At 72.2% G+C, this 15,757-nt stretch carries 17 protein-coding genes; 5 read left to right on the forward strand and 12 right to left on the reverse strand.

Annotation, left to right across the window (positions count from 1 at the left end; translation table 11 throughout):
- Positions 1 to 143: 143 nt before the first annotated feature.
- The 8 genes from truB to rimP all read right to left on the reverse strand — a co-directional run bounded on the left by truB (position 144) and on the right by rimP (position 8,095).
- Positions 144 to 1,043: a tRNA pseudouridine(55) synthase TruB gene (gene truB / locus Plo01_RS20520; protein WP_203892269.1), complete on the reverse strand. Its 900-nt coding sequence runs from the start codon at positions 1,041 to 1,043 to the stop codon at positions 144 to 146.
- Positions 1,040 to 2,056, reverse strand: a complete 1,017-nt coding sequence (locus Plo01_RS20525) for a DHH family phosphoesterase (RefSeq protein ID WP_203892270.1) — start codon at positions 2,054 to 2,056, stop codon at positions 1,040 to 1,042. The genes truB and Plo01_RS20525 overlap by 4 nt, the downstream gene beginning before the upstream one ends.
- A complete protein-coding gene (gene rbfA, locus Plo01_RS20530; protein WP_203892271.1) occupies positions 2,053 to 2,550 on the reverse strand; it encodes a 30S ribosome-binding factor RbfA in 498 nt (165 codons plus the stop codon). Before rbfA ends, Plo01_RS20525 begins: the two co-directional genes overlap by 4 nt.
- Positions 2,551 to 2,625: 75 nt before the next feature.
- Positions 2,626 to 2,925 carry a DUF503 domain-containing protein gene (locus Plo01_RS20535; protein ID WP_203892272.1) on the reverse strand — a complete coding sequence of 100 codons (300 nt, stop codon included), beginning with the start codon at positions 2,923 to 2,925 and terminating at the stop codon, positions 2,626 to 2,628.
- A gap of 72 nt (positions 2,926 to 2,997) precedes the next feature.
- Entirely contained in the window at positions 2,998 to 6,129 is a 3,132-nt protein-coding gene (gene infB / locus Plo01_RS20540) for a translation initiation factor IF-2 (protein WP_203892273.1), read from the reverse strand.
- 142 nt (positions 6,130 to 6,271) lie between these two features.
- On the reverse strand, positions 6,272 to 6,574 hold the full coding sequence (locus tag Plo01_RS20545) for a YlxR family protein (protein ID WP_203892274.1): 303 nt from the start codon (positions 6,572 to 6,574) through the stop codon (positions 6,272 to 6,274).
- Entirely contained in the window at positions 6,558 to 7,562 is a 1,005-nt protein-coding gene (gene nusA, locus Plo01_RS20550) for a transcription termination factor NusA (RefSeq protein ID WP_239316724.1), read from the reverse strand. Before nusA ends, Plo01_RS20545 begins: the two co-directional genes overlap by 17 nt.
- A gap of 11 nt (positions 7,563 to 7,573) precedes the next feature.
- Entirely contained in the window at positions 7,574 to 8,095 is a 522-nt protein-coding gene (gene rimP, locus Plo01_RS20555; RefSeq protein WP_203892275.1) for a ribosome maturation factor RimP, read from the reverse strand.
- 189 nt (positions 8,096 to 8,284) lie between these two features.
- Here rimP and Plo01_RS20560 point away from each other — a divergent pair, with 189 nt between their 5' ends.
- The 4 genes from Plo01_RS20560 (at position 8,285) to Plo01_RS20575 (ending at position 9,798) form a co-directional block, all read left to right on the forward strand.
- The gene (locus Plo01_RS20560; RefSeq protein WP_203892276.1) at positions 8,285 to 8,776 is read left to right on the forward strand and encodes a twin-arginine translocation signal domain-containing protein; all 492 of its coding nucleotides are present in this window, start codon (positions 8,285 to 8,287) and stop codon (positions 8,774 to 8,776) included.
- Complete coding sequence (locus Plo01_RS20565) at positions 8,773 to 9,228, forward strand: ferritin-like domain-containing protein (RefSeq protein WP_203892277.1); 456 nt, start codon at positions 8,773 to 8,775, stop codon at positions 9,226 to 9,228. The genes Plo01_RS20560 and Plo01_RS20565 overlap by 4 nt, the downstream gene beginning before the upstream one ends.
- An 88-nt stretch (positions 9,229 to 9,316) precedes the next feature.
- Positions 9,317 to 9,511, forward strand: a complete 195-nt coding sequence (locus tag Plo01_RS20570) for a DUF4236 domain-containing protein (protein ID WP_203892278.1) — start codon at positions 9,317 to 9,319, stop codon at positions 9,509 to 9,511.
- A gap of 83 nt (positions 9,512 to 9,594) precedes the next feature.
- Positions 9,595 to 9,798, forward strand: a complete 204-nt coding sequence (locus Plo01_RS20575) for a DUF4236 domain-containing protein (protein WP_203892279.1) — start codon at positions 9,595 to 9,597, stop codon at positions 9,796 to 9,798.
- Between the two features lie 54 nt (positions 9,799 to 9,852).
- Here Plo01_RS20575 and Plo01_RS20580 read toward each other — a convergent pair whose 3' ends face one another.
- The 3 genes from Plo01_RS20580 to Plo01_RS20590 all read right to left on the reverse strand — a co-directional run bounded on the left by Plo01_RS20580 (position 9,853) and on the right by Plo01_RS20590 (position 14,010).
- Positions 9,853 to 11,451 carry a methyl-accepting chemotaxis protein gene (locus tag Plo01_RS20580; RefSeq protein WP_203892280.1) on the reverse strand — a complete coding sequence of 533 codons (1,599 nt, stop codon included), beginning with the start codon at positions 11,449 to 11,451 and terminating at the stop codon, positions 9,853 to 9,855.
- Between the two features lie 298 nt (positions 11,452 to 11,749).
- Positions 11,750 to 13,492, reverse strand: coding sequence for a proline--tRNA ligase (locus tag Plo01_RS20585; RefSeq protein WP_203892281.1), 1,743 nt, complete (start codon positions 13,490 to 13,492; stop codon positions 11,750 to 11,752).
- 50 nt (positions 13,493 to 13,542) lie between these two features.
- Positions 13,543 to 14,010 carry a hypothetical protein gene (locus Plo01_RS20590; RefSeq protein WP_203892282.1) on the reverse strand — a complete coding sequence of 156 codons (468 nt, stop codon included), beginning with the start codon at positions 14,008 to 14,010 and terminating at the stop codon, positions 13,543 to 13,545.
- Positions 14,011 to 14,120: 110 nt separating this feature from the next.
- Here Plo01_RS20590 and Plo01_RS20595 point away from each other — a divergent pair, with 110 nt between their 5' ends.
- Entirely contained in the window at positions 14,121 to 15,107 is a 987-nt protein-coding gene (locus tag Plo01_RS20595; RefSeq protein ID WP_307837393.1) for an acyl-CoA dehydrogenase family protein, read from the forward strand.
- Between the two features lie 101 nt (positions 15,108 to 15,208).
- Here Plo01_RS20595 and Plo01_RS20600 read toward each other — a convergent pair whose 3' ends face one another.
- A complete protein-coding gene (locus Plo01_RS20600) occupies positions 15,209 to 15,691 on the reverse strand; it encodes a sensor histidine kinase (RefSeq protein WP_203892283.1) in 483 nt (160 codons plus the stop codon).
- Positions 15,692 to 15,757: the final 66 nt, after the last annotated feature.

The raw sequence follows: 15,757 nt of genomic DNA on the forward strand, positions 1-15,757 counted from the left end.
TCCCTCGTGACGGATCCGCTTCGAAACGCCCGGCGCCGGGGACCGCGCTGCCGCGCGACGCCCCTGTCACCGGGCACTCCACAGCCTCCCATGCTTCCCCGGCCTTCCCCCAACCGGGGAGGCGCTTGCTCCCCTTCCGAGTCTCACCCCACGAACACGGCCAGGGACTTGGCGGTCTTGCCGTGCTCCTCGACCAGGGCGATCAACGTGCCGTCCGGGTCGAACACCCCTATCGGGCCCGCGCCCAGGCCCGCCGCGGGCAGTCTCCCGCCGTGCGCGACCCTGCCCGCCTCCTCGGCGGTCACGTCGCGGCGCGGGAACGCCGCCGCGACGGCCTCGGCCATGGGCAGGATCACGCACTCCCGGCCGAGCTCCTCGATCGTGCGGGCCATCGACAGGTCGTAGGGGCCGACCCGGGTGCGGCGCAGGTAGGTCAGGTGGCCGCCGGTCCCGAGGAACGCGCCGAGGTCGCGGGCGAGCGCCCGGATGTAGGTCCCGCTGGAGCAGGTCACCGAGACGTCGACGTCGAGCAGGTCACCCTCCCGCCGGAAGGCGGTGATCTCGAAGCCGGAGACCGTCACCGGGCGCGCCTGGAGCTCGACCTCCTCCCCGGCCCTGGCCCGCTTGTAGGCCCGCTCGCCGTTCACCTTGATCGCGCTCACCTGCGGCGGGATCTGCATGATCCGCCCGGTCAGGGTCGCGACGCCGCGGCGCACGTCCTCCTCGGTCACCCCGGCCGCCGAGGCCGTCGCGACGACCTCCCCCTCGGCGTCGTCGGTGTTGGTGGACTGGCCGAGCCGGATCGTGCCGTCGTAGCCCTTCTCGGTGAGCGCCAGGTGGCCGAGGAGCCGGGTCGCCTTCTCCACGCCGACCACCAGCACGCCGGTGGCCATCGGATCGAGGGTCCCGGCATGGCCGACCCTGCGGGTGCCCGCGATGCCGCGGAGCTTGCCGACGACGTCGTGCGAGGTCCACTCGGCGGGCTTGTCCACGATGATCAACCCGCTCGGCGGAGGGGTGCGCTTGGCGCGAGCCGTGCTCATGGGGAGGTTCCTTCTGCGACGAGCGCGCGCAGACGCGCCATCGTCTCCTCGACGGGAAGGTGGGAGGTGAAGCCGGCGGCCCTGGCGTGCCCGCCGCCGCCCAGCGCGGCGCACAGGCGCGCGACGTCCGTGCCGCCCTTGGAGCGGGTGGAGACCTGCCAGACGCCGTCGTCGTCCTCCTTCAGGACGACGGCCACGTCCGCCTCGTCGGCGCGCCGGATCACGTCGATGATCCCCTCCACCGCGTCGTACGGCAGGCCGTGCGCCGCCCGGTCCGTCCGGGCGACGAACGTCCAGACCAGCCCCCCGCCCACCTCGGGCTCCAGGGTCACCCGGTCGAGGACCGCGCCCAGCGCCTTCAGGTAGCCGAACGGCGAGCGGTCCCAGAGCTGCCGGGCGATCTCCTCGGTGTTCAGGCCGGTGGCCACCAGCCGGGCGGCCATGCGGTGCGCGGCGGGAGTGGTGGAGGAGTGCCGGAAGGAGCCGGTGTCGGTGACCAGGCCGGTGTACAGGCAGGTCGCGATGGCCTCGTCGACCGGGAGGCCGAGCCGGTGCAGCAGCTTCTCCACGAGCGTGGTGGTGGAGGCGGCGGCGGGGTCGACCAGGTTGAGCGTGCCGAACCCGGGGTTGGACGGGTGGTGGTCCACCACGATCAGCTCACGGGCCTTGCCCGCGTTCTCGGCCAGCACACCGAGCCGGTCGGCGACGGCCGCGTCAAAAGTGATCATCAGGTCGGGTGCGGCCGGATAGTCGCCGGGCCCGACCAGCAGGTCCTGCCCCGGCAGGAAGCGCAGCAGCCGGGGCACCTCGAACCGGCGGTCCCCGAAGGAGGCCGCCACCCGCTTGCCCGCCGCGCGCAGCGCCAGCCCGGCCGCCAGCATCGACCCGAGGGCGTCGCCGTCCGGCGCGATGTGGCAGGCCAGGGCGACCTCGGTGGCGGAGGAGATGAGCTCGGCGGCCCGCTCCCAGTCATGGTCTGGGACCGGACCGCCGTCGAGCAGGTCGGACGTCACGTCGCCGAGTGTCCCGCGCGGTCCGGTGACTCGTCCGCGCTTTCGGGGGATTCGCCGTCTTCGCCGTCCTCGTCCTCGTCGGGCCTGCGGTACGGGTCGGCCTCGCCGGCGTACTGCGCGCTCTCGGCCTTCCTGGCGATCTCCTCGTCCCTGGCGCGGGCCTCGGCGAGCAGGTCGTTGATGTGCCGGGCGCTGTCGGGGAGCGGGTCGTGCGTGAACGTCAGCGTCGGCGTGTGGCGCAGGCCGGTCTGCCGGCCCACCTCCGAGCGGATGAGCCCCTTGGCGCTCTCCAGCGCCGCCGCGGAGTCGGCCCGCTCGGCCTCGGAGCCGAACACGGTGTAGAACACCGTGGCGTCGCTCAGGTCGGCGGTGATTCGGGCGTCGGTGATGGTGACGAAGCCCAGCCTCGGATCCTTGATCCGGCGCTCCAGCAGCTCGGCCACGATCTGCTGGATACGGTCAGCGATCTTGCGTGCGCGTGCGGCGTCCACCATATTCGCTTCCCCCCTTCTTGTACGGCCGGCGGCCGCGGAGATGGCTCCGCGACCGCCGCCCGCATCTCGTCCTCGTCAGTCCTCGTCGTCGCTGTGCAGCCGCCGTCTGGCCGACAGCAGCTCGATCTCCGGGCGGCCGGCGACCAGGCGTTCGCAGTCGTCCAGCACCTGCTCGCAGTTGGCGGCGGTGGCGGAGACGACGGCGATCCCGATCTCCGTACGGCGGTGCAGTTCGAGGTGGCCGGTCTCGCCGACCGCTACCCCCGGGAACCGCCGCTGCACCTCGGCGACGATGGGACGCACCACGGAGCGCTTCTGCTTCAGCGAACGCACGTCACCGAGCAGGATGTCCAATGTCAGAGCACCTACGTACATGGTCGGTCACCACGCGTGCCGACCCGCCCCGTCCGGTGCGGCCAAGCGCACCGGACGGGGCGGGAACGGGCATCAGTCGCGCGGCTTCTCCCGCATCTCGAACGTCTCGATGACGTCGTCGATCTGGAGGTCGTTGTATCCGACGCCGATACCGCACTCGAAGCCCTCGCGGACCTCGGTCGCGTCGTCCTTGAAGCGACGCAGCGACGACACGGTGAGGTTGTCGGAGATCACGACACCGCCACGGATGATCCGCGCCTTGCTGTTGCGGACGATCAGACCCGAACGGACCAGCGCACCGGCGATGTTGCCGATCTTCGGCACCTTGAAGACCTCGCGGACTTCGGCGGTGCCCATCTGGACCTCTTCGAACTCGGGCTTGAGCATGCCCTTGAGGGCCGCCTCGATCTCCTCGATCGCCTGGTAGATGACCGAGTAGTAGCGGATGTCGACGCCCTCGCGCTCGGCCAGGTCGCGCGCCCGGACCTCGGGACGCACGTTGAAGCCGATGATGACGGCGTTGTCGTCGGCCATGGCCAGGTTGACGTCGTACTCGGTGATGGCGCCGACCGCGCGGTGGAGCACCCGCAGGCGCACCTCCTCGCCGACGTCGATCTTGAGCAGCGCGTCCTCGAGAGCCTCGACCGAACCGGAGACGTCACCCTTGATGATGAGCTTGAGCTCGTCGATCTGGCCCTTCTCCATCTCGTTGAAGATCTCTTCGAGGGTGCGGCGCCGACCGGACTTGGCCATGTCCGCGATGCGCTTGCGCGCGGCGCGCTGCTGGGCGATCTGGCGCGCCATCCGGTCGTCGGTGACGACGATGAAGTTGTCACCGGCGCCGGGCACCGCGGTCAGACCGAGCACCAGAACCGGACGCGACGGGTCGGCCTCGTCGATCGAGTCGCCGTTGTCGTCCAGCATCGCCCGGACGCGGCCGAAGGCCTCGCCACAGACGATCGAGTCGCCGACCCGGAGCGTGCCGCGCTGGACCAGCACGGTCGCGACGGGGCCGCGCCCCTTGTCGAGGTGGGCCTCGATGGCGACGCCCTGGGCGTCCATCGTCGGGTTCGCCCGCAGGTCGAGCTCGGCGTCCGCGGTGAGCAGGACCGCCTCGAGCAGGTTCTCGATGCCGATGTCGTTCTTGGCGGAGATGTCGACGAACAGCGTGCTGCCGCCGTACTCCTCGGCGACGAGGCCGTACTCGGTGAGCTGGGCCCGGACCTTGTTCGGGTCGGCGCCCTCCTTGTCGATCTTGTTGACCGCGACCACGATCGGAACGTCCGCCGCCTGGGCGTGGTTCAGCGCCTCGATGGTCTGCGGCTTCACACCGTCGTCGGCCGCGACCACCAGGATGGCGATGTCGGTGACCTTGGCACCACGGGCACGCATGGCGGTGAACGCCTCGTGACCCGGGGTGTCGATGAAGGTGATCCGCCGCTCCTCGCCCTCGTGCTCGGTGGCGATCTGGTAGGCGCCGATGTGCTGGGTGATGCCACCGGCCTCGCGGGCCACCACGTTGGTCTTGCGGACGGCGTCGAGCAGCTTGGTCTTACCGTGGTCGACGTGACCCATGACGGTCACCACCGGCGGGCGCGCGACCAGGTCGGCCTCGTCGCCCTCGTCCTCGCCGAACTCGATGTCGAAGGACTCGAGAAGCTCGCGGTCCTCCTCCTCCGGGCTGACGACCAGGAGGTTGTAGTCGAGCTCGGCGGCCAGCAGCTGCAGGGTCTCCTCGTTGACCGACTGCGTGGCGGTCACCATCTCGCCGAGGTGCAGCATGATCTGCACCAGCGACGCGGGGTTGGCGCCGATCTTGTCCGCGAAGTCCGCCAGGGAGGCGCCGCGCGGCAGGCGGACCGTCTGGCCGCCACCGCGGGGAACCTGCACGCCGCCGATCGCCGGGGCCTGCATGTTGTCGAACTCCTGGCGCCTCTGGCGCTTGGACTTGCGGCCGCGGGCCGGGCGTCCGCCCGGACGGCCGAAGGCGCCCGCCGTGCCGCCGCCGCGGCCGCGGCCACCGCCGCCACCGGGACGACCGGCGAAGCCGCCGCCACCGCCGCCACCGGGACCGCCGGTGCCGGTGCCCGGGCGACCGGCGCCGCCACCGGGACGGGCGGCGAAGCCGCCGCCGCCGCCGGGACGACCCGCGCCACCGCCGGGACGACCCGCGCCACCGCCGGGACGACCGGCGCCGCCACCGGGACGACCGCCGCCGCCCGGACCGGCCGGACGGCCCTGGGGCATCATCATCGGGCTGGGACGCGGACCGCCGGGACGCGGACCGGCGACACCGCCGGTGCCACCGGGACGCGGGCCGCCCGCGCCGGGACCCGGACGGGGACCGGCCGCACCGGGCGGGCCGGGACGCGGACCGCCGGGACGGGGACCGGCGCCGTCGCGGGGACCGCGGTCCTCGCGGGGACCGCGATCCTCACGCGGGCCGCCGGGACGCGGACCGCGCTCGCCGGGACCTCCGGGGCCGCCCGGACGCGGCGGACGGGCCTGGCCCATGCCGCTGGCGTTCGAGGAGAACGGGTTGTTGCCCGGACGCGGGCCGCGCGGGCCCGGACGCGGGCCGGGCTTCGGCCCGCCGGCACCGGGAGCCCCGGCGCCGGGACGGGGACCCGAGGGGCCCGAAGGGGTCGCCGGACGACCCTCCGGACGCGGCGCCTCGGGCCGGCCGCCCTGAGCCGGACGGGGTCCGGGCCGCGGGCCGGGCTTCGGCCCGCCGGCACCGGGAGCCCCGGCGCCGGGACGGGGACCCGAGGGTGCCGCCGGACGGGTTTCCTGACGCGGCGCCTCGAAGCGCGGCGGCTGGACCGCCGGAGGCTGCTGCGCCGCCGGGGGCTGCTGGATCTGCGGCTGCTGAGCCTGCGGCGCGGGGGCCGCGGGTCGCGGAGCCGGGCCGGGCCTGGGACCCGGCTTGGGAACGGGCCCCGGCTTCGGGGCGGACGGCGCCGGAGCGCCGTTGGCGGCCTGGCCGCCGGCCGGCTGCGATGCCGGCCTGGGCGTCCTGCCGCCCTTGTCGGACGAGCCCTTCGCGGACCCGCCCAAAGCTTCAGTGAGCCTGCGGACTACCGGTGCTTCGATAGTCGAGGACGCCGAACGCACGAACTCGCCCATCTCCTGGAGCTTGGCCATCACGACCTTGCTCTCGACACCGAACTCCTTGGCGAGCTCGTATACCCGGACCTTCGCCACTGCACTCCCTTACTCGGCCCGGGAGGCAGTGCCGCCGGACCGTCGTTACGTAGATGTGTTCATCGCCGCATGCTCATCAGGCGCTCATAGCTATCTGACCAGCCCATCAACTCGGCGTCCTACATGACAGTTGGCAACCATTTCACCCGGTCCTTTCAGCCTGCAGCTCTTCCACGTGGTCTCGCAGCAGCGACAGATCGAGCGGTCCCGCGACGCGAAAAGCGCGCGGAAACGCTCGACGGCGCTCGGCGAGCTGGAGACAGCTCGAGGTGGGATGCAGCGAAGCACCACGCCCCGGGAGCCGTCGTCGCAGGTCGGGGACTATGACGCCCTCGACCACCACCAGGCGGAGCAGCTCGGAGGAAACCGTGCGAACCCGGCACCCCACACAGGTTCTCAGTGGGGTGACCTGGCCACCATATTCCAGCTTACCGTGTAGACGCATCTGCGGAACCAGCCGCGTCCCCCGCCTGGGTGTCGGGACGGATGTCGATGCGCCAGCCGGTGAGCCGTGCGGCCAGCCGGGCGTTCTGACCTTCCTTGCCGATGGCCAGGGAGAGCTGGTAGTCGGGCACGGTCACGCGCGCCGCGCGACCGGCGAGATCGATCACCTCGACGTTGGACACCCGGGCGGGCGAGAGCGCGTTGCCCACGAACTCCGCCGGATCCTCCGACCAGTCGATGATGTCGATCTTCTCGCCGTGCAGCTCGGTCATCACGTTGCGCACCCGCGACCCCATCGGGCCGATGCAGGCGCCCTTGGCGTTGACGCCCGGACGGCGGGACCTCACCGCGATCTTCGTCCGGTGCCCGGCCTCGCGCGCCACGGCCGCGATCTCGACCGTGCCGTCGCCGATCTCCGGGACCTCCAGCGCGAAGAGCTTCTTCACCAGGCCCGGATGGGTGCGCGAGAGGGTCACCGACGGGCCCTTGTGACCCTTCTTGACCTGGACCACGTAGCAGCGGATGCGCTCTCCGTGGACGTACTCCTCGCCGGGGACCTGCTCGTTGTGCGGGAGCACGGCCTCGATCCGGCCCAGGTCCACCAGGACGACCCGCGGGTCCTTGCCCTGCTGGATCACCCCGGCCACGAGCTCGCCCTCGCGGCTGGCGAACTCGCCGAAGTTGATCTCGTCCTCGGCGTCCCTGAGCTGCTGCAGGATGACCTGCTTGGCCGTGGTCGCCGCGATGCGGCTGAAGTTGCCCGGGGTGTCGTCGAACTCCCTGAGCACCTCCCCGCCCTCGCCGATCTCGGCCGCGTAGATGGTCACGTGGCCGGTGCTCCGGTCCAGCTCGGCGCGGGCCTTGGCGGCCGCGCCCTCGGTCCGGAAGTACGCGATCAGAAGTGCGTCCTCGATCGCCTTGACGACCAGGTCGAAGGAGATGTCCTTCTCCCGCTCCAGGCTGCGCAGGACGCTCATGTCGATGTCCACGAGGCTTCCCCTTAGCCCTCGTCGCCGTCGTCGCCGTCGTCTCCGGCGTCCTCGCCGTCGTCGTCGGTCTCGTCGAGCCGGCGGAATTCCACCTGAACCCTGCCTCGGGTCAGGTCCTGATAGTCGACGCGGTGGGCCACGCCCTCGACGTCCAGCTCCACGCCGGTCCCGTCGGTGGCGACGATCCGCCCCTCCAGGGAGGTGCCGTCCCTCAGATCGGCCTTGACCAGCCGCTTCGTGGCACGGCGCCAGTGGCGCGGCTCGGTGAGCGGGCGGTCGACCCCGGGAGAGGAGACCTCCAGGACGTACGGTGCGGAGCCCATCGCGTCATCGGCGTCGAGCGCGGCGGAGACGGCGAGGCTGACCTCTGCGACGTCGTCCAGGCTCACGCCGCCGTCACGGTCGACGACGACGCGCAGCAACCGCCGCTTGCCCGCCGGGGTGACCGTGACGTCCTCCAGGTCGAGCCCCTCGGCTCCGACGACGGGTTCAAGAAGCTTCATCAGGCGGTCGCGGGATGTGGCGCTGCCCATGCCGACCTCCCATTGTCACGATCTCAAGCGGGCGGACCTCGCCCATGCGACTCACCAGCCTATCCACACCAGGGCGTAGAAAGAGCGCCACACGGTGTGGCGAGGCCCCTCGAGGGGCGCGGCGGCTGTCATTGTGAGCCCGTACGATGCTAGTGCCGTCAGCAGCCCGCACCGAACCGGAGGTCGTCCGTGCGTTCCATCTCCCGGCGCACCCTGCTGGGGGGCGGTGCTCTCGGAGCCGCCGCCGCGATGGTCCCCGGGTGCACCGCCGAGCGGCCGGAACCGGTCGTGACGGCGGCGCCCGATCCGGAGACCGTCCTGCTCAAACAGCTGATCGAGGACAAGGAGCGGACGATCGCGCGCTACGCGGCGGCGACGTCGAGCAGGCTCGCGCCCTTCCGGGAGCGGCACGAGGCGCATCTCGCCGAACTCCGCCGCCGGCTGCCCGCCGACCCCGCGCCGGCCGGTTCCCCCGCCCCGGCCACCCCCGCGCCGTCCGCCCCGGCCACCCCCGCGCCGGAGCCGAAGGTCTCCCTGCGGAGCCTGCGCGACCTGGAGCGGAAGGCGGCGGCGCTGCGCGCCCGGCAGCTCGCGGACGCCTCGCCCCCGCTGGCCCAGCTGATCGCGTCCATCGGCGCCTGCGAGGCCGCGCACGCCGCGGCCCTGTCGAGGTCCCTGTGAGGGCCGATCAGGGGCTCGGCACGGCCCTGGCGGCCGAGCACGCCGCCGTCCACGCCTACGGGGTCATCGCCGCCAGGACCACGGGGAGGCTGCGGGCCACCGCGACGAACGCGTTCAACGCCCACCGGGCCCGCCGCGACCAGCTCCGCTCCCTGATCACCTCTCGCGGCGGCACCCCGGCCGAGCCCGAGGCGGCCTATTCCCTGCCGATCACTCCCTCCACCGCGGCCCAGGCCGTGGAGCTGGCGGTGCTGGTCGAGCGCGGGGTGACGGCGGCCTACCTGGAGCTGGCCGCCACGGAGGACGCGACGCTGCGCCGCATGGCCGCGCTCGCCATGCAGGAGTGCGTCACCCGCTCGTACGGCCTGCGCCCGGTCATCGACGCCTTCCCCGGCATGCCCCCGCCCCCCGCGTCCGGGGAGGGGACCCCCGCGCCGACCCCCTCGTCCTGACCTTTACGGGCGCTTAATCCGTTTTACCCATGTTTGAAGGGGTCCTGATGGGTAGCTGAACTCCACAACCCACCAAGGAGTCGAGATCATGGGCTGGAGTTATAGGAAGTCGATCAAGCTGGGGCCGTTCCGTCTCAACCTGTCCCGGGGCGGGGTGGGGCACAGCTGGGGCAACCGCGCCTTCCGGGTGACCAAGACGGCCGACGGCCGACGGACGCTCAACGTCAACCTTCCCGGCGGGTTCCACTGGCGCAAGACCCTGGGCAGCGACTCCCGGCGCTGACCCGGACCCCCGGCGCGGGCCCGGGAACCCCCTTCGCGTGCCGCTCGTTGTCCCGACGACGCACGACGTTCCGGGGAGACGCCATGGGCTGGAGTTACAGAAAGTCGATCAAGCTGGGACCGTTCCGGCTCAATCTGTCCCGGCACGGGGTCGGCCACAGTTTCGGCAACCGCCGGTTCCACGTCAGCAGGACGCCGGACGGCCGCACGTACGTGACCGTGAACCTTCCCGGCGGCCTCCACGTGAGCAAGGCCGTCGGCAAGCGCTCCCGGTACCACCGTCACTAGACGAGCCCCCGGATCCCCGCCGCGGCGGGGATCCGGGGGCAGCGGGACCCGGGCCTAGAAGCGGAACCCGGCCACCAGGGAGCGCAGCCGTCCCGAGGCCTCCGCGAGCTCGCCCGCGGCGCGCCGCGACTCCTCGACCGAATCGGTCGTGGACCTGGCGACGGCGGCCACCCCGGTGATGTTCTCCGCGATCTGCCCCGACCCCGCGGCCGCCTCGGCGACGCTGCGGTTCATCTCGTTCACCGTCGCGGTCTGCTCCTCGACGGCGGCGGCGATGGTCGTCTGGTAGTCGTTGATCTGGGCGATGACCCCCGCCACGTCCGCGATCGCCTGGACGGCTCCGGCGGTGTCGGCCTGGATCGCCTCGACCCGGCGCGCGATGTCCTCCGTCGCCCGGGCGGTCTCCTGGGCCAGGTCCTTGACCTCGCCCGCGACCACCGCGAAGCCCTTGCCGGACTCCCCTGCGCGGGCCGCCTCGATGGTGGCGTTGAGCGCGAGCAGGTTGGTCTGCTCGGCGATCGAGGTGATCACCTTCACCACGTCGCCGATCATCCGGCTGGACTCGCCCAGCCGCGTCACGGTCGCGGTGGTCGTCTCCACCGCGGCCACCGCGCGGCCGGCGACCGTCGCCGCCTCGCTGGCGCTGTGCGCGATCTCCCGGATGGCCGATCCCATCTCCTCCGAGCCCGTCGCCACGGTCTGGACGTTGCGGGAGACCTCGTTCGCCGCGGCCGCGACGACGTCGGTCTGGGCGGCGGACTCCGTCGCCCCGTCGGCGATCCGGCGCGACAGCGCGCCGATCCGCTCGCTGGTCCCGTTCAGGCCGTCGGCGCTGCGCGTGAAGGCGGCCATGACCTCGCCGATCTTCGCCAGGGCGGAGTTCATGGCCTGCCCCATCCGGCCGACCTCGTCTCCGGAGGTGACCTCCACCCGCCGGGTCAGGTCGCCCTCCGCGACGGCGTCCATCACCGCGACCGCCTCGGCCAGGGGGCGGGTGATGCTGCGGGTGATCCGCCAGGCCACGACGACCGCGACGGCGATCGCCAGGGCGCACAGCAGCATCATGACGGTCAGGAAGCCGTCGGCGGTGCTGCGCGCCTGGGCGGTCTCCGCCCGGTTCATCGACTCCTCGAGGTCGATCAGGCGGTTGATCGCCGCGAGCCAGTCGACGAACAGCGGCTTGGCCTGCTCCGTCAGGATCTCCATGGCCTTGCCGGTGTCGCCGGCCATGCGCAGGGTGATCACCTCGTCGATCAGCGGCAGGGTCTCCCGCTCGATCCGCTCGATCTCCGCGTGCGCGTCCTTCTCCGCCTGGCCGACCTTGTCCTCGTCGGCGAATATCGCGGTCAGCTTCTCAGCCGAGGCGGCGTAGTCGGCTGCGAGTTCCTCGATGTTGCCGACCTCCGGCTCGGCCTCGGCGGGGGTCTTGGCCATCACCACGTCCCGCAGGCTGATGGCGCGGTCGTGCACGCTCCCGCGGAAGTTGATCGCATAGCGCTGCTTCACGCTGTTGAGGTCGTTGATGGTGCTCAGCCGATTGTTGATCTCTTCGACTCGCGTCACCCCGACAACCGTCACCATCAGCATGGTGAGCACGACCACGAAGAAGCCGACGCCCAGCCTGCGGCTGATCGTGAATTTCGATGTTCTCATTAAAAGCCCTGCTTCCGACGGCAATCCCGATAAGGGCGGAACCCGGAAGGATCTTCCTTCCTGGCCGCTCGATCCCGTATCGGAAAACGCGCCGGAAAACTGAGACAAACACCCGCCCGATATCCGCGCCGTCAGAACACAGCGCACCCACCGCACCACCGGAACCCGTCGCGGCACCGGAACCCGTCGCGGCACGAAAACACCGCGGCGCCGGAGCGCGCCCTGTCAGGGCACGCCGACGAGCGGCCCGCCGGGCGGCGGACCGCTCATCGTCGTCCGGCGACGACCGTCCGGACGGTCAGGCGCGGCAGGCGGCCTCGACCCGGTCGGCCGCCTCGGCGATCGGGATCTCCTCCTTGACGCCGCTGACCCGGTCACGGAGCTCGGCGACACCCTGGGTGAGGCCCCGGCCGATGACCACGATGGTCGGCAGGCCGAGCAGCTCGGCGTCCTTGAACTTCACCCCGGGGGAGACCCCGGCGCGGTCGTCCACCAGGACGCGAAGGCCGCGCGCCCGGAGCTCCTCGGCGAGCTGGAGGGCCGCCTCGATCTGGTTCTCCTTGCCGGTGCCCACGATGTGCACGTCGGCCGGGGCGACCTCGCGGGGCCAGACCAGGCCCAGCTCGTCGTGCTTCTGCTCGGCCAGCACCGCCACCGCCCGCGAGACGCCGATGCCGTACGAGCCCATGGTGATGCGGACCGGCTTGCCGTCGGGACCGAGGGCGTCGAGCTTGGCGGCGTCGGCGTACTTGCGGCCGAGCTGGAAGATGTGGCCGATCTCGATGCCGCGGTCGATGGAGAGCGGGGAACCGCACGCGGGGCAGTCGTCCCCGGCGCGGACCTCGGCGGCCTCGATGGTGCCGTCGGGGACGAAGTCGCGTCCGGCGACCACGTTCGCGGCGTGCTTGCCGGGCTCGTTGGCGCCGGTCACCCAGGAGGTGCCGGTGACGACCCGGGGGTCGACGAGGTAGCGGACGCCGAGACCCTTGAGCACCTGCGGGCCGATGTAGCCGCGGACCAGGCCGGGGTGCCTGGCGAAGTCCTCGGCCTCGAAGATGGCGGGCTCGCCGGGGGCCAGCGACGCCTCCAGCCGCTTGAAGTCGACCTCGCGGTCGCCGGGGACGCCGATGATCAGGACCTCGGTCTTGTCCGAACCGGGCGTGGTGACCTTGACCACGACGTTCTTGAGCGTGTCGGCGGCGGTGACGTCCAGGCCGTGGTGCTCGTTGACGTGGGCCACCAGCGACTCGATGGTCGGGGTGTCCGGGGTGTCCAGCACCCGCAGGGCCGGGTGCTCGCCCCCGGGCGCGGCGGGCGCGGGAGTGGTGACCGCCTCGGCGTTTGCCGCGTAGCCGCAGTGGTGGCAGGCCACGAAGGTGTCCTCGCCGGTCGCGGCCGGGGCGAGGAACTCCTCCGACGCCGAACCGCCCATCGCCCCGGAGGTGGCGAAGCAGATCTTGTAGGTGAGCCCGAGCCGGTCGAAGGTCCGGATGTAGGCCTCGCGGTGCTGCTCGTAGGAGCGCTTGAGACCGTCGTCGTCCAGGTCGAAGGAGTAGGAGTCCTTCATGACGAACTCGCGGCCGCGCAGGATGCCGGCCCGGGGGCGGGCCTCGTCGCGGTACTTCGTCTGGATCTGGTAGAGGGTCACCGGGTAGTCCTTGTAGGAGGAGTACTCCCCCTTGACCATGTCGGTGAACATCTCTTCGTGGGTGGGGCCCAGCAGGTAGTCGGCGCCCTTGCGGTCCTTGAGACGGAAGAGCGTGTCGCCGTACTCCGTCCAGCGGCCGGTGGCCTCGTAGTACTCCCGGGGCAGGAGCGCGGGGAAGAGCACTTCCTGGGCGCCCATGCGATCCATCTCCTCGCGCACGACGCGCGCGACGTTCTCCAGGACCATCTTGCCGAGCGGCAGCCAGGAGTAGACGCCGGGGGCGACGCGACGGATGTAACCGGCGCGGACGAGCAGCTTGTGGCTCGGAACCTCCGCGTCTGCCGGGTCGTCCCTCAGCGTTCGAAGAAACAACGACGACATGCGCAGCAGCACGGCTACTCCTAGAGCTCTGTGGGGACCGTCAGGGATCGTTTCCTGACAGGTTATCGATTCGGGCGGGACGGCCGCCCGCCATTGTCCCGGCCGCCGGAGCCCCGTCGCGAACGCCGGCCGGCCGCGGCGGCGTACACCAGCGTGCCGGCGGAGGTCAGGGCCAGGAGCGTCAGGTTCAGCTCCATGCCGTCGGCGCCCAGATGGGGATCGTGGCTCCCCGCCGCGAAAAGGGTCGCGCCCAGCGTGGAGATGACCGGGCCGAGCGCGGCCAGCGCGCTGCCCAGCACCGCCCAGCCGAATCCTGCGGCGGTCCACCCCACGACGGCCGCCAGCAGGAGGTGGGCGTAGGGGTCGTAGACGGCGTGCAGCGCGGCCTGCCCGTGCGAGAGCAGCTCGCCCACCGCGCCGACCGCCAGTCCCCCGACGAGCGAGAGCATCATGTGACGCAGGATCGCTCGCTCTCTGCGCTCCCCCGCGAGGAAGTCGAGCGTGTCGTTCTGTCCAACCAAAGTCGCCAATCCCCCGATTTACATCCGACTGTGGCCATACAGAGCATATATGACCTGCAAAGATGCACAAAAACCTTCAAACCGTACCAAACAAGCTAGCGCTTGTTTATCATGTGCCCGTGGACGCCACCGACATGAGCCTCACCGAGGAGCAAGCCGCCCTCCGCGACGCCGTCCGTTCCTTCCTGTCCGAGCGCCCGGACGCGTCATGGCGCCGGTTCGCCGCCGAGCTCGGCGTGGCGGGTCTCGCCGTTCCCGAGGAGTACGGCGGGGCGGGCTGCGGCATGGCGGAGGTCGCCGTCGTCTGCGAGGAGCTGGGCCGCGCGCTGGCGCCGTACCCCTACCTGTCCACCGTCGTGCTCGCCGCCGAGGCGCTCAGGGCGGGCGGCGACCCGTCGGCGATGGCCCGCCTGCTGCCGGGCATCGCCGACGGCTCCCGGACCGCGACCGTCCTGCTGCCCGGCGACGCCGACCTGACGCTGACCGGCGGCCGGCTCACCGGCGCCGCCCGCTACGCGCTGGACGCCGAGGTGGTGCTGGCGTTCGCCGGCGGGGAACTGGTCGAGGCCGTCCCCTCTTCCCGCACGCCGCACACGACCCTGGACCCCACCCGCCCGCTCGCCACCCTGACCTTCGACGCCGTCCCGGTCCGGCCCGCCGGGGACGGCGCGGCCGCCGGCCGGATCCGCGACCTGGGGGTCACCGGCCTGGCCGCCGAGCAGGCGGGCGGCGCCGCCCGCTGCCTGGAGACGGCCGTCGCCCACGCGGCCGGGCGCCACCAGTTCGGCCGTCCCATCGGGTCGTTCCAGGCCGTCAAACACAAGCTCGCCGACATGCTGCTGATGGTCGAGTCCGCCCGGTCGGCCGCCATGGCCGCCGCCCGCGCCCTCCCCGGGGACCTCCCCGTCGCCGCCGCCGTCGCCGGCTCCTACTGCACGGAGGCGTACCTCTCCGTCGCGGGCGAGAACATCCAGATCCACGGCGGCACCGGCATCACCTGGGAGCACTCCGCCCACCGCCACTTCAAGCGCGCCGCCGCCGACGCGCAGCTCTTCGGCCCGCCCCAGGCCCACCGCGCCCGGCTGGCCTCCGCCGCCGGCCTGTGACCGCTCCCGGCACGGGTCCGCCGGCCGCTCCCGGAACGGGCCCCGCCGAGGGCTCACCGGCCGCTCCGGCAGGGGGCTCACCGATCATTCCGGTACGGGACTCACCGATCACGCAGGGGCACGACGCCCGAGACCGTCGTCCCGCCGCCGGGCGTGCCGTTGACGGTGAGCACGCCGCCGAGCTCGGCGAAAGCCGTCCGCATCGCCGCGGAGCCGCGCCCGAACGCCAGCCTGGAGAAGCCCACGCCCCCGTCGCTCACCGTCAGCTTCAAACTGTCCTGGCCGGCGGTCACCGCGACGGAGACCGAGCGCGCCCGGCTGTGCCGCTCGACGTTCGACAGCGCCTCCTCCACGGCGACGAGCACGCCCCGGGCGACCCGGGCGGGCACCCGCCTGCCGGGCAGGGCCCAGGTCTCGACCGTGATCCCCGTACGCCCCGACCAGCTCGCCAGCAGCTCTTCCAACGCCTCCGCCAACGCCCCGTCCTCGACCCCGGACGCGCGCGGGACTCCCCCGGCGGCGGCCTCCTCCGTGCCGTGGGCGCCACCGGGCACCGAGCCGGCCGCGTCACCACCGAACTGCATGGGCAACTGTTTTCTCCCGTCTTGCACGGATCATCACTTTGCCCAGCATCGCCGAGAACCGCAAGA

The organism is Planobispora longispora (genome assembly GCF_016863135.1).
In the GTDB taxonomy this organism is placed as follows: domain Bacteria; phylum Actinomycetota; class Actinomycetes; order Streptosporangiales; family Streptosporangiaceae; genus Planobispora; species Planobispora longispora.

What these genes read in the sequence shown, in the direction of transcription:
- Plo01_RS20580 (WP_203892280.1), bottom strand. Translation starts at nt 11,451, where the DNA reads ATGAGAACATCGAAATTCACGATCAGCCGCAGGCTGGGCGTCGGCTTC.
- Plo01_RS20545 (WP_203892274.1), bottom strand. Translation starts at nt 6,574, where the DNA reads ATGCGTCTACACGGTAAGCTGGAATATGGTGGCCAGGTCACCCCACTG.
- Plo01_RS20600 (WP_203892283.1), bottom strand. Translation starts at nt 15,691, where the DNA reads ATGCAGTTCGGTGGTGACGCGGCCGGCTCGGTGCCCGGTGGCGCCCAC.
- rbfA (WP_203892271.1), bottom strand. Translation starts at nt 2,550, where the DNA reads ATGGTGGACGCCGCACGCGCACGCAAGATCGCTGACCGTATCCAGCAG.
- Plo01_RS20575 (WP_203892279.1), top strand. Translation starts at nt 9,595, where the DNA reads ATGGGCTGGAGTTACAGAAAGTCGATCAAGCTGGGACCGTTCCGGCTC.
- rimP (WP_203892275.1), bottom strand. Translation starts at nt 8,095, where the DNA reads ATGGGCAGCGCCACATCCCGCGACCGCCTGATGAAGCTTCTTGAACCC.
- truB (WP_203892269.1), bottom strand. Translation starts at nt 1,043, where the DNA reads ATGAGCACGGCTCGCGCCAAGCGCACCCCTCCGCCGAGCGGGTTGATC.
- Plo01_RS20535 (WP_203892272.1), bottom strand. Translation starts at nt 2,925, where the DNA reads ATGTACGTAGGTGCTCTGACATTGGACATCCTGCTCGGTGACGTGCGT.
- Plo01_RS20570 (WP_203892278.1), top strand. Translation starts at nt 9,317, where the DNA reads ATGGGCTGGAGTTATAGGAAGTCGATCAAGCTGGGGCCGTTCCGTCTC.